10 protein-coding genes are annotated in these 12,604 nt (G+C 69.3%); 3 read left to right on the top strand and 7 right to left on the bottom strand.

The annotated features are described in order from the left end of the window. Positions 1 to 45: 45 nt before the first annotated feature. The 3 genes from ACGFNK_RS26960 to ACGFNK_RS26950 all read right to left on the bottom strand — a co-directional run bounded on the left by ACGFNK_RS26960 (position 46) and on the right by ACGFNK_RS26950 (position 4,243). Positions 46 to 1,794: an LCP family protein gene (locus ACGFNK_RS26960; RefSeq protein ID WP_393419957.1), complete on the bottom strand. Its 1,749-nt coding sequence runs from the start codon at positions 1,792 to 1,794 to the stop codon at positions 46 to 48. A gap of 244 nt (positions 1,795 to 2,038) precedes the next feature. Next, complete coding sequence (locus ACGFNK_RS26955) at positions 2,039 to 3,151, bottom strand: LCP family protein (RefSeq protein ID WP_393420397.1); 1,113 nt, start codon at positions 3,149 to 3,151, stop codon at positions 2,039 to 2,041. A gap of 336 nt (positions 3,152 to 3,487) precedes the next feature. After that, entirely contained in the window at positions 3,488 to 4,243 is a 756-nt protein-coding gene (locus ACGFNK_RS26950) for a TIGR03089 family protein (protein ID WP_393419955.1), read from the bottom strand. Positions 4,244 to 4,372: 129 nt separating this feature from the next. Between ACGFNK_RS26950 and ACGFNK_RS26945 the strand changes: the two genes are divergently transcribed. Both ACGFNK_RS26945 and ACGFNK_RS26940 read left to right on the top strand, forming a co-directional pair. Then, positions 4,373 to 5,800, top strand: coding sequence for an N-acetylmuramoyl-L-alanine amidase (locus ACGFNK_RS26945; RefSeq protein WP_393419953.1), 1,428 nt, complete (start codon positions 4,373 to 4,375; stop codon positions 5,798 to 5,800). A gap of 119 nt (positions 5,801 to 5,919) precedes the next feature. Next, the gene (locus ACGFNK_RS26940; protein ID WP_393419951.1) at positions 5,920 to 7,002 is read left to right on the top strand and encodes a sugar phosphate nucleotidyltransferase; all 1,083 of its coding nucleotides are present in this window, start codon (positions 5,920 to 5,922) and stop codon (positions 7,000 to 7,002) included. Positions 7,003 to 7,289: 287 nt separating this feature from the next. Here the strand turns inward: ACGFNK_RS26940 and ACGFNK_RS26935 are convergent, their stop codons facing one another. The 4 genes from ACGFNK_RS26935 to ACGFNK_RS26920 all read right to left on the bottom strand — a co-directional run bounded on the left by ACGFNK_RS26935 (position 7,290) and on the right by ACGFNK_RS26920 (position 11,485). Continuing rightward, on the bottom strand, positions 7,290 to 8,291 hold the full coding sequence (locus tag ACGFNK_RS26935; RefSeq protein ID WP_393419949.1) for a DNA-3-methyladenine glycosylase family protein: 1,002 nt from the start codon (positions 8,289 to 8,291) through the stop codon (positions 7,290 to 7,292). Between the two features lie 217 nt (positions 8,292 to 8,508). After that, positions 8,509 to 9,819: a coenzyme F420-0:L-glutamate ligase gene (locus tag ACGFNK_RS26930; RefSeq protein WP_393420395.1), complete on the bottom strand. Its 1,311-nt coding sequence runs from the start codon at positions 9,817 to 9,819 to the stop codon at positions 8,509 to 8,511. A gap of 68 nt (positions 9,820 to 9,887) precedes the next feature. After that, a complete protein-coding gene (gene cofD, locus ACGFNK_RS26925) occupies positions 9,888 to 10,847 on the bottom strand; it encodes a 2-phospho-L-lactate transferase (protein ID WP_386340976.1) in 960 nt (319 codons plus the stop codon). A gap of 104 nt (positions 10,848 to 10,951) precedes the next feature. Beyond that, positions 10,952 to 11,485 carry a cysteine dioxygenase gene (locus ACGFNK_RS26920; RefSeq protein ID WP_393419947.1) on the bottom strand — a complete coding sequence of 178 codons (534 nt, stop codon included), beginning with the start codon at positions 11,483 to 11,485 and terminating at the stop codon, positions 10,952 to 10,954. A 692-nt stretch (positions 11,486 to 12,177) separates the two neighbouring features. Here ACGFNK_RS26920 and ACGFNK_RS26915 point away from each other — a divergent pair. After that, a complete protein-coding gene (locus ACGFNK_RS26915) occupies positions 12,178 to 12,441 on the top strand; it encodes a WhiB family transcriptional regulator (protein WP_119102212.1) in 264 nt (87 codons plus the stop codon). The last annotated feature ends 163 nt before the right edge of the window (positions 12,442 to 12,604 follow it).

Below are 12,604 nucleotides of genomic sequence, written 5' to 3'. Positions count from 1 at the left end.
CAGGCCTGCCATACGCCTTGGTAGACGTATGGCAGGCCGTTCAGGTCAATTGGCGCACTCGACTTTGTCCGCCGTGGACTTCTCCACATCCGGCGCCGTCGACGGTGCGGTGAGGGATTCCCCTGCCCCCGTGAAGTCCTCTCCCAAGGTCAGCGTGATCGCCGGCAGGCCCTGGGAGTTGGTCACGCTCTCGCCCGGCTTCATGGCCGACCCGGACAGGCCCATGATGTCGGCGAGCCTGCGTGCCTGGTCTGCCTGATCGGGAGCGTACTCGAGGGTTGTCTTCTTCAGGGTCGCCTCGGCGTTACCCGCGTTCTCCGACTTGAGCACGCCCTCGTCGTTCTGCAGGTAGGTGAGGGTTTCCTGCGCGGAGCCAGGGGCGGCACCGCCGTTGAGGATCCGTACGCGTACCTCCGAAGCGTCGGCCTTGGACCCCTTGAGGCGGGCGGCGACGGCGGCCTTCTCCTTCTGCTGCTTCTTCTTCACCTCGGTGAACGAGACATCGTCCTTGATCATCGAGAAGATCTCGGGACCCCTCGACTCATCTATGACGACCGTGGCCTTGACCTGCTCGGTCGGGTTGTCGATCACCGGCACCGTCATGAAGGAGACGTTCTTCGGCGGTACCTTCTTCAGTTCCAGGGCCACGTCCTTGAGCGTGCTGACCCTGCCGATGCCGGTGTCGACGGTCAGCGCCTTGGTGGCGGCCTCCGCCAGCTTCACCAGCTTCGTGGGGCTGGTCAGAGTGTCGCTGGAGGACATCTTCCGCATCAGCGAACCCAGGAACTGCTGCTGCACCTTGATGCGGTCGAGGTCGCCGCTGTTGCCGAAGCTCTTCCGGGTGCGGACGAAGGCGAGGGCCTGCTCGCCCTCGACCGTCGACGTGCCCGCGGGCAGCTTGAGCTTCGACTCCTTGTCGTTGACGGGCTTGGTGAGACAGACCTCGACCCCGCCCACCGCAGACGTCAGGGTCTTCACCGCGTTGAAGTCGGCCATCATGAAGTGGTCCACCGAGATGCCGGTGGCCTCCTTGACCGTACGCATCGTGCAGCCCGGGTCCCGGCCGCTCTGCCCGAGGCTCGTGTTGAAGCGGACGCCCTGCGAGCCGCGGACGACCTCGGTGCTGCCGTCCTCCTGCTTGGTGGGGCAGTCCGGAACGTCCACGATCAGGTCGCGCGGAATGCTCATCGCGGTCGCGTTCGTACGGTCCTTGGAGACGTGCAGCAGGATGTTGGTGTCGGCATGCCCGACGTTGCCGGTGTCGCCGTACCCCTGATTGCCCTTGCCGGTGCGCTTGTCGGTACCGATGATCAGGACGTTGAAGGCCTTGTCCTTGCTGAAGTTCCCCGCGCCCGCGCTCCCGACGTCCGTCGTGGAGACGTTGCCCTCGAGGTGCTTGACGTAGACATAGCCGGCGGTCGAGACGGCGACGAGCGCGAAGGCCACGGTGCCGCCGGTCCACAACGCTATCTTCTTGCCCTTGGGCTTCTGTTGCCTGCCCTTGCGACGGCTCGGCGGCGGCCCCTGTGGCGGGCGCCGCCGGCGCGGGCCGGGCACGACGTCGGGTGCCGGCGCCACCTCCGGCGATCCCCGGTATTCCCGCCCCGGCGCCGTACGGCCGCGCGGGGGCGCGGCGGCACCTGCGGTCGCGGTTCTGGAGGAGCGAGGGCCGGGAACCGACGGCTGCGCTGTGGAAGCACCCAGTCGCAATTCGTAGTCACCGGTGTTCGGATTGAGTACCCACTGGTCTGCGGGGTCGATGTTGTCCGCCCGCCCTCGGCCTTGCGCGTCCACGGTTGTGTCAGTCCTCCGTCGGGGCCACGCGGCGCCTTCTCCCCCCAAGAAGCGCCCGGTCTCGTTCAAGCAGGTGCATGACCTCATGGCCGGGTGCACCGGACCGCTCACACTATCCGGCCGGATCACCGCCAAGGGGCGCCGGTGACGAATTCCACGTCTTACAACCGGTCAATCTGCCCCATATTTTTGGACGAATGTTCCCCAACTTGGTGTGCCCTTTACTCGCAGACGCGTTCGGGGCTTAACCGCACGGGTCCTCGGCCGCCGTGTTCCCCCGGAAAGTCGGCGCAGGGCTGGTCGAGGGTGAGGGTCCGTCATTACGCTTTCCGTCCGATTTGCCTTCCTGATCGCCCGAGTTGTCCGAGACCTCCACCGGAGCGTCCCTGCGCAGCCGCTCGAAAAGTTTCTCCGCCTCGGCTTCCACCAATTGGTCGCGATTGGGGTTGTAGGGGTACGACTCCCTCGGCACCGTCAGAAACTGCACACGTTCGGTGGGGATATTGCGCAGGCCGCGTACCAGGTCGTACAGGCCCCGCAGGTTCGCCAGCGCCGGGTCCGTGGTGAGTGACGAGGTCGCCGCGTCGAGCACCGGATAGAGCTTCACGGGATTCAGCAGTACGTCATTGCTGCGCACCTTGCTGACGAGCGCGCCCAGGAACCGCTGCTGGCGTTCCATGCGCTCCGTGTCGCTGCCGTCGCCGATGCTCTTGCGGGCGCGTACATAGCCGAGGGCCTGCTCGCCGTTGAGCTTCACCTTGCCCGCAGGAAGCCGCAGTTTCGCCGCGCGGTCGTCTATCGGCTCCTTGAGGCAGACCACGACGCCGTCGACCGCGTCGACCATGTCCTTGAAACCGTTGAAGTCCACGACCATGTGATGGTCGATCCGGATGTCCGTCAGCTTCTCGACCGTACGAATCGTGCAGGCCGAACCCCCGGCCTGGAAGGCGTAGTTGAACATCGCGAACACCGGCTCGGTGCGGCTGCCGTCCCGGCGACGGCAGCCCGGCACGTCCACCATCAGGTCGCGCGGTATCGAAACGGCGGTCGCGCTGCGCCGGTTCGCCGCGAGATGCAGCAGGATCACGGTGTCGGACCGCTCGGTGCCGAAGTCCCGCCCGTACTTACGGTTCTCCTCACCCGAGCGCGAGTCGGACCCGATCAGCAGGACGTTCTGCGCGTCCTTCACCAACGCGGTCGGCCGCTCCTTCTCGTACCGGGCAAGCTCGGCCGCGGCAGCCTCGTCCGCCGTGATGTTCCCGTCCAGCTTCTCGTACAGGGCCCACCCGCCCCCCGCGGCAGCGAGCAGCCCGAGCCCCGCCCCCACCGCCCCGTACCTGATCCACCGCCGCCGCACCCCTCCGGCCCCGGTGGGCGAAGCGCCCCGACCGGGTCCCAAGCCTCGGGTGCCGCTCACTTAGGTTCCACCCCTCACGGCGTACGAGCGTGTCGTGCTCTTACGACCATGGACCGGGTGGGGGCGGGGGGCGCGTGGGGAGGGGGGAGGGCTGGGCCGGATGGGGGATTGCGAGGGGTACTTCTCGGTGTGTCGCTGGGGATACTTCTCTGCGCGACGGTGCCGGGAGTCGCAGGCTTTTTAAGGGGCGCGGGGCTGTGACATTTTGCGGCTCCGCCGCGTGGGCGCGACCAGCCACAACGAACCCGCAGCTTCGAACCTGCTCCAGCCGAGCGCTCAGCGTTTCGTGGCAGTCACCCGTTCACTCTCGATCCGCTTGGCAACCGCATCCTCCCCAAGCTGATCCAGGTGACGGCACAGCACCACAGAGGCCCCCGTGGCAAGAGGCGCGTACAGCCCTGCGCTGAGCCCCTCCCATGTGTCGTACGAGAGGCCCGACAACAGCCGAGACCCGGGCCCCGTAAGCCCGAACACCGTGGCATCGGCCCGAGCCCGCTCGACAACCTCCGCCCCCGTGAACTCCGCCCCGGCCACGATCACCGCCGCAGCCTCCGGATCCACAGGGGCGTACGGCTGGAAACGATCGCCCTGGCCCGGCACCTCGACGGCGTAGTCGGCGTACCCCGCAGGCGGAGTCGGAAAGCGACGCCCCAGCGGCGCGAGCGACAACGCGATCCGAGAGCCCGCGCACGCGAGCCCCGCTTCGAACTGGCCTGGCCCCGCGACCACATGGTCGGCAGCCCCCGCATCGCCCCCGACGTCCGCGATCGCGCCCACCGAGGAGCAGGCGAGCAGCCACACCGCCGTCTGCCAGTGCGCGGGCAGTAGCAGCGCGACCCGCTCGCCGGGCTCGGCGGACAGTTCGTCCTGGAGGAGGTTGGCGGTCTTGGCCACCCAATTGGCGAAGGTGGCCACGGACAGTTCGACCCGTTCGCCGGTGGCGTCGTCGTAGAAGGTCACCAGGGGGCGTGCCGGGTCCGCGGAGAGCGCGGATCGCAGCAGGTCGGCAGGGGTGCGGTCGGTTGCGGTCACGAGAGGAAAGCGTACGCGGGCCCTCGGCCGGGCGGGGTAGGCCGGGCCACCGGTTCGGACGAGTGCCGGTCGACGGTCCGTCAAGTCCCGGATGGACAGATAAGTATGACTATGTCCACGATCGGGAGCATGCGTGGATACCTTGCTTCCTCGATCGCCGTGACGTGTGCGGCCGCCCTGGCCCTCCCCGTGATGTCCCCCTCCAACGCTCTGGCCGACACCGCGAGACCCGCGACCGCCGAGAGTCCGGCAGCCGTCGCGAGACCGGCGGCCCTCGAAGCACCGACCGTCTCCGAAGCGTCGGCCGTCCCAGAAACGTCGGCCGTCCCCGGCAGCACCCGCTCGCTCCCGCTCGTTCCGCTCTCCAGCGACCGCGCCCTCGGCGCCGCCGCCCCCGTGCAGGGGCTGCCCCGGCGCGACGCCCCCCGCTTCTCGCTCGTCGGAGTCGTCTGGGACGACCCGGACACGGAGTTGCGTGGCATCGTCCAGGTCCGTACGCGCTCCGCCGACACCGGCAAGTGGTCCGCCTGGCAGGACGTCGAGACGCACAACCTGGAGCACGCGGCCGACCCGGACACCGACGAGCGCACCTCCGGGCGAGTGCGCGGCTCCACGGCACCGCTGTGGGTGGGGGAGTCGGACGGCGTGGAGGTGCGCGTACAGGCCAAGCTGGACGAGGCGGACGGACGGGCCGTCACGAGCGGGCCGCTGCCCAGCGGTCTGCGCCTCGAACTCGTCGACCCCGGCGAGGAGCCCCCGCCCCAGGGCCCCGAACTGGAAGCCCCGAACGTCACCTCGCTCACCGCCGAATCCGCCGCGGCGTCCGCCGTCAACGCCGACCTCGCACCGCTCGGCGCCACCACCATCCCGGAACTGACCCGGAAGCAGACGCAGGAGGACCTCCTCGCGACCCGTGGCATCGAGGCGGCCCAGGGTGCGGCCACGAACCCGTACATCGGCCCGCGTCCACGCATCGTCACGCGCCGCGGCTGGGGCGCGGACGAGCGCCTGCGCGAGCGGCACTTCAGCTACACCAAGTCCGTACGGGCCGCCTTCGTGCACCACAGCGCCTCGGGCAACAACTACCGCTGCTCGCAAGCCGCTTCAGTCATCCGCAGTATCTACCGCTACCACGTCCAGAGCAGTGGCTGGCGAGACATCGGGTACAACTTCCTCGTCGACAAGTGCGGCAACATCTACGAGGGACGGGCCGGAGGCGTGACCAAGCCGGTCAAGGGCGCGCACACTCTCGGGTTCAACAGCAACAGCATGGGGATCGCCGTCCTCGGCAGCTTCAACGGTACGAACCCACCCGGCGCCGCGGTGCAAGGCGTCGCCCGGCTCACGGCGTGGAAGCTCGGCCTCTACGGGGCGAATCCGGCGGGCAAGACATATCTGAAGTCGGGCGGTGGCAATCTCTTCCGAAAAGGCAAGAATGTACGACTGAATGTGATCTCCGGACACCGGGACGGCTTCGCCACCGAGTGCCCGGGCGCTCGGCTGTACGCCAAGCTCCACCAGGCCAGGACCACTTCGGCCCGCTACCAGGGACGGTGAGGTCGGGGCTGCGGCTCCCCACGGCCACCCAAGAGGCTCCCCACGGCCATCGAACGGTCTGCATACACTGGCCGGCCGAAAGACGTTCGGCCGGCCCCACAGGGAAGCAGAGACGACAGGTGACAGAAGCGATCCTCCTGGTCGGCGGCAAGGGCACACGGCTGCGCCCGCTCACGGTGAACACGCCGAAGCCGATGGTTCCGGCGGCCGGGGTACCGTTCCTCACGCACCAGCTGGCGAGAGCCAAAGCGGCCGGGGTCGAGCACATCGTGCTCGCCACGTCCTATCTGGCCGAGGTCTTCGAGCCGTACTTCGGCGACGGCTCGTCGCTGGGACTCCACCTCGAGTACGTCACCGAGGTCGAGCCCCTCGGCACGGGCGGCGCCATCCGGAACGTGGCCTCCCGCCTTCACTCCGCCCCCGACGATCCGGTCCTGATCTTCAACGGTGACATACTCACCGGCCTCGACATATCCGCCCTCGTAGCCACCCACCGATCCTCGGGCGCGGATGTCTCCCTGCACCTGACACGTGTAGAGGACCCGAGGGCGTACGGCCTGGTCCCGACCGACGCCTCGGGCCGCGTACAGGCTTTCCTCGAAAAGCCCCAGACCCCCGAGGAGATCGTCACCGACCAGATCAACGCCGGCGCGTACGTCTTCCGCCGCTCGGTCATCGACACGATCCCCGCCGGCCGCCCGGTCTCGGTGGAACGCGAGACGTTCCCCGATCTCCTGTCCTCGGGCGCCCACCTCCAGGGCATGGTCGACTCGACCTACTGGCTGGACCTGGGCACTCCCCAGGCCTTCGTGCGAGGCTCCGCGGATCTGGTCCTCGGCCGAGCCCCCTCCCCGGCAGTCCCCGGCCGCTGCGGCGACTGCCTGGTCCTCCCGTCGGCCACGGTCGCCCCCGACGCAAAACTGACCGCCGGCACGGTGGTGGGCGAGGACGCGACCATCGGCTCCGGCGCCCGCATCTCGGGCTCCACGATCCTGGCGGGCGCGGTGGTGTCCCCGGGAGCGATCATCACGGACTCCCTGATCGGCGCCCGCGCCCAGGTGGGCACGCGCTCGATCCTCACGGGGGTGGTGGTGGGCGACGGCGCGACGGTGGGCCCGGACAACGAACTCCGGGAGGGCGTACGGGTGTGGTGCGATGCGGTACTGCCGACGGGGGCAGTGCGGTTCTCGTCCGATCAGTGACCACTGCTTTTGAGCCCGCTCCCGGTATGACCAGCCGGACCGGCGCTGGAGGACGAGGCCGTCCAGGAGGTTCCCCCCCACCCACCCGCACTTTCCCGCCCAGCCCAGGCAAATACAGCCCGTCCGGCGTTTGAGGACGAGGCCGTTCAGGCCGATGGGGGTCTGGGGGCGCAGCCCCAGCGGGGTCCAGGGGCGGAGCCCCTGGTGGGGGTCGGGGCAACGCCCCGAGGACAGGGGGACGGGTATGGGCGGCGGGGGCGAAACCACCGAGACCCGCACCCGAACAGTCACAGCCGCCCAATGTCCCCGCGGGGCATACGGGGCTGACGCCGAGGCGGAGTGCGGCCGCTCAACAAGATGAGCCGAGCCGCACGATGCCGCTGCCCCGCATACGGCGCCAGCAACTCCAACATGACGGCGTCATCCGCATCCCGGTCCCCCGCCAGCGCATACCCCACGATCCCCGGCAGATGCAGATCCCCCACGGTCACCGAATCCGCCGAACCATGACTCCGCTGCACAGTCTCCGCCGAGGTCCAGGGCCCAATCCCGGACACCAACTCAAGACGAGCCTGCGCAGCATCCGGCTCGAACCCCACCGCCTCTTCCAACCGCCGAGCGACCCGAACCGCCCGCAGAATCGTCGACGCCCGCTTGTTGTCGACGCCGGCCCGATGCCACTCCCACGAGGGGATCAGGGCCCAGGTCCGCGGCTCCGGCATGACGTACATGCGCCCGGGCGCGGGTCCGGAGGCCGGCACGCCGTACTTCCGTACGAGCAACTGCCAGGCCCGGTACGCCTCTTGCGTCGTGACCTTCTGCTCGAGAATCGACGGAATCAACGACTCCATGACCAGCCCCGTACGCGTCAGCCGCAGTCCCGGCCGCCGATGCCGCGCGAGCGCCACCAGCCGATGCCGTGGCTCGAAGGCGGAAGGATCGTCCAACTCCCCGAGCATCCGGGGAAGTTGCTCCAGCAGCCAGTCGGCCCCCGGCCCCCAGGCCTCGCCCACGGCCACCCCGCCCTGCATCGAGACCCGCAAGGTCCCGGGCCCCGAGGGCGTACGGCTGGCCCGCCACACGGACCCGTCCGGCATCGCCCGGAACGTCGGATCGGCGGGCCCTCGCCGCAGCGGCCCGAGCACGACCCCGAGATCGAGCGGCCCGGGCGGCGTCCAGCTACGCGTACGCCCGGGCGCCGCGGCCTGCCGCGGCACGCGCCCGGCGGCGGCGACATGCCCGCCGCGTACGGTCGTACGCGTGGGTCGGGGGTCGAATCGTCCGGCCACGGGTGGGTCCTAGGGGTGTCGGGAGCGCGGGGCGCTGAGGCGCTGAGGCGCTGAGGCGCTGAGGCGCTGAGGCGCTTAAGAGACTAGGCGCTCAGGAGCGGACCGAAGGCCTCAGCCGCAATCCGACTCTCGCCGATTCCCGCCAGAAGCCAGAAGCCAGAAGCCAGAAGGAGAGAAGCCAGCCAGAAGCCGGGCGCCGAACACCAGGCTTCAGCCGTCACCGGACCTCGATAAACGCTCCCGCCTCCCGCTCAGCTCGCGGCTTAGGCTCCTCGGCCGCATGCCCCACGGCAACCGCCCCCATCGGATCCCACTCTCCCGGCAGCCCCAGAACGTCCCGTACGACATCCCGGCAGAACATCGTCGACGACACCCACGCCGACCCCAGCCGCTCCCCGGCCAGCGCGACGAGGAAGTTCTGTACGGCGGCGCCCGCGGCGACCACGAACATCTCGCGCTCGGCCCCGTCCCGGCGCGCATCGCCATAGGTGTGCGAGCCGTCCATGACGAGACAGGGCACGACGAGATATGGCGCGTTGCGCAGGACATCCCCCCGCCGTACGCGCTTGGCGATGGACTCCTCGCTCTTCCCGTCCTGCTCCAGGTCGGCTGTCCAGGCGTCCCGCATGGCGTCGAGAAGCCGCGTACGGGACTCCTCCGACTCCAGGAGGACGAATCGCCACGGCGTCGTGTGATGCGGCGCCGGCGCGGTCACGGCGGCGGCCACCGCACGGCGTACGGCCCCGGGATCGACGGGCTCGTCGGTGAAGGCCCGTACGGTACGCCGCTGGGTGACGGCCTCCCGTACGGCCTCGGAGGTGCCCAGCCGGAACATGTCGTCGCGCGCACCGCGCACCATGGCCCGCGCCCCCTCGTCTTCATCGGTGCCTGTGGTGTCTGTGGTGACCACGTGGGGCAGCCCGCGCACCACGGCGACGGGCAGCCCCTCGGCCTTGCCCTTGACCAGGTCGCCCGCGGCGGCGAGTTCGTCGGCCGTGGCGACGACGGTGGCGCCGAGCGGATTGCCGTGCGCGTCGGTGCCGCCCCGGAGATCGTCGAGCACCCGGACACCGGCGGCACCGATGGCGACATCGGTGAGCCCGGTACGCCACGGCCGCCCGAACGTGTCCGTGACGAGTACCCCGACGTCGACGCCCAGCGCGTCCCGCACCCCGTCCCGTATCGCCCGCGCGGACGCATCGGGGTCCTCGGGCAGCAACAACACAGTCCCCGCAGGTGTGTTGGAGGCATCGACCCCGGCCGCGGCCATCACGAGCCCCTGCCGGTTCTCGACAATCCGCAACGCCCCGCGCCGCGCTACCACCCGCACGGTCTCGGCGTCGATGGCGGCTTCCCGGTCAACGGCCTCGACGACCCGCCCCTCGGCCTTGGACACGACCTTCGAGGTGACGAGCAGGACGTCCCCGTCGAGCAGCCCGGGCTCGGCATCGGCGATCAGCTTGGCGAGATCGTCCCCCTCACGAATCTCGGGCAGCCCGGGAAGCGCCCAGACCCGATAACCGGGCATCGCACGCGCCGGACCTTCCTCGGCCGCGGCCAACTCCTGCGCGTCCGGTCTCGAAACACCCCCGCCGCTCAAGCGCCCCCCACCTCCTCCGCCAACGCCAGCGCCTCGCGGGCCATCCGGGTCGCCGCGGCGAGGTCTGTCATCAGGAGTGGTACGGCACGGCAGCGGATGCCGGCGGACTCCACGCGGTCCACAGCGGAGGCGTCGACCGTGTCGACGAGCCAGCCGTCGAGGAGCCCCGATCCGTAGTGCTCGGCGACCGCGGCGGCCGTGGACTCCACGCCGATGGCCGCGAGGACCTTGTCGGCCATGCCGCGCACGGGCGCGTCCCCGACGATGGGGGAGAGGCCGACCACGGGCACCCCGGCCTCGGCGATCGCCTCCCGGATGCCTGGCACGGCGAGGATCGTGCCCACGGACACGACAGGATTCGACGGCGGGAAGATCACCACGTCGGCCGAGGCGATCGCCTCGAGCACCCCGGGCGCCGGCTTCGCCTGGTCCGCGCCGACGGGCACCACCGCGTGCGCGTCGACCGAGGCCCGCAGCCGCACCCAGTACTCCTGGAAGTGAATGGCCTTGCGCTCGCCGTCTGTCTCGACGGCCACATGCGTCTCGACGCGGTCGTCGGTCATGGGGATCAGCCGAACCCCCGGCTTCCACCGGTCGCACAGCGCCTCTGTCACGGCGCTGAGCGGATACCCGGCGCCCAGCATCTGCGTACGGACGATGTGCGTCGCGAAGTCCCGGTCACCGAGCCCGAACCACTCGGGCCCCACCCCGTACGCCGCGAGTTCCTCTTTGAGGTGGAAGGTCTCGTCGGCCCGCCCCCAGCCCTGCTCTTCGTTGATGCCGCCTCCGAGCGTGTACATCACCGTGTCGAGGTCCGGGCAGACCTTCAGCCCGAAGAGATGGATGTCGTCCCCGGTGTTCCCGATGACGGTGACCTCCGCGTCCGGCACCGCCTGCCGCAGACCACGCAGAAACCGGGCACCGCCGATGCCGCCTGCCAGAACCACAATGCGCATTGGAACAGTGTGTCAGCCGCCAGGCTGACTCGTTGAGGGGCGGTGGTCGGGCGACGGGAGGGGCAGTGTTGCAGGCGGGTACGACAACGCGTCAGCCGGTCGCCTCAGGGGGTGACGACATTCCCGTGCTCCTGATCCGCGTGCTCCTGCGGGCGCGACGCGGCGCAGCGGGTCGCGTGCGCGTGCATCGGCATCTCGGTCAGCCCCGGGTAGTAGACGTGCAGGCTTATGGCCGGCTCGAGCGAGTCGTTGACCACTTCGTGGACGTACCCCGGCGCGAACACCTTTTGGGCGCCGGCCTCCAACGCGCGGGTGCCGCGCTCCGTGCGCTCCGTCAGTGCGCCCTCCAGGACGGTGAACACGCCGGAAGAGCGGCCGTGGTCGTGCAGCCCGCTGCCCTGCCCGGGCACCCAGGAGAGCAGCCACACCTCGTAACCGGGGCCGGTGCGCAGCCGGTGGTACCACCGGGACGTCGCGTCGTACTGGACGAGGTGCTCCCACTGGGAGCGGTCGGCGGCGATGGAGCGGGCCAGTCCGACGAACTCGGCCACGGTGGCCGGATGCTCGCGCGGCGCCTGGAGGAGGTGCGGGACTTCAAGGATGTCGCCGGCGATCTGAAGGTCGCTGTCGCTGTTCATGGAGTGCGGTGGTTCCTCGGCTGAAGAGGCGTAAGGCCTGTGCTGGAGATCTGGAGGCGCCCTCGTGACGGGCGGAAGGGACCAGCGGCCAGGTACCGGTGGACCTGGCGGCAGCGGGAGCGCTGGGAAAGGCTCAACAGCTGCGACAACAACAGCTACAGCGAGCATGGGCAGCACCGAGGGACCCGGCGGTGCGGGTCGAGGTGAGCGCCAAGTTCGCGAGCATGCCCCCAAGGACACCGGTTCACACCTTCACTGTCAACTCGATGTCCGGTATGCAGGAGATGTTTCACCTCATCCGGTTCCTCTGGAAGGTGAAAGGTTTGTTCTGGAGTCGGCCGGGACACATGGCGCAACAACCGGGCACGCAAACCTCGTTGCGATCCTGTGATCGGAATGTGATCCGGATCGCTTCGTGTGTCGGCCGGAACGAGATCGAACTCCCGGGCGTCCTTCCCTGTACAGGTCCTGTGCGGGGGTGGCAGTCCCGGCTGGGTCTCTTCCTGCTGTCAGGGTTTATGCCGATTTGAACACTTTCCGCATAGCCTTGGTTCCGCAGAGTGAATAAGGGGCCCAATAGCAGATCTCGGCTTGACTCGCCCGGAGCAGCACACTTGTAATTTCACTCGTGTCGTTCAGCCGGAATCGGTAACGGCAGCATCACGGGGACGCGAGACGGACGAGGGGCGCACATGACCGAGCTGTTTCAGGAACTGCTGGTCGACGAGGCCGACGAGGAGCTCGGTTGGCAGGAGCGGGCGCTCTGCGCGCAGACCGACCCCGAGTCCTTTTTTCCCGAGAAGGGCGGCTCCACCCGCGAGGCCAAGAAGGTCTGCCTCGCCTGCGAGGTCCGCTCCGAGTGCCTCGAGTACGCCCTCGCCAATGACGAACGCTTCGGCATCTGGGGCGGTCTGTCCGAGCGTGAACGGCGCCGCCTGAAGAAGGCCGCCGTATAAGAGCTCGTCCAGGAGATCTCGTACCGAACGGCCCGTCGCAGGTGGTTATCCACAGGCGGCGGGCCGAGGTGTTGTCCAGCCGTTAGTGTGGGCCTCCGTCCGAGACACCCCAGTGCCCACACAGGGCACAGGCGTCCACCGCAGTCCATCGAACCGGGGCCTG

The organism is Streptomyces sp. NPDC048825 (assembly GCF_043198355.1).
GTDB lineage: Bacteria > Actinomycetota > Actinomycetes > Streptomycetales > Streptomycetaceae > Streptomyces > Streptomyces xiangluensis.
The sequence above is the reverse complement of the archived record's forward strand: the minus strand, read 5'-3'. Positions and strand labels throughout refer to the sequence as shown.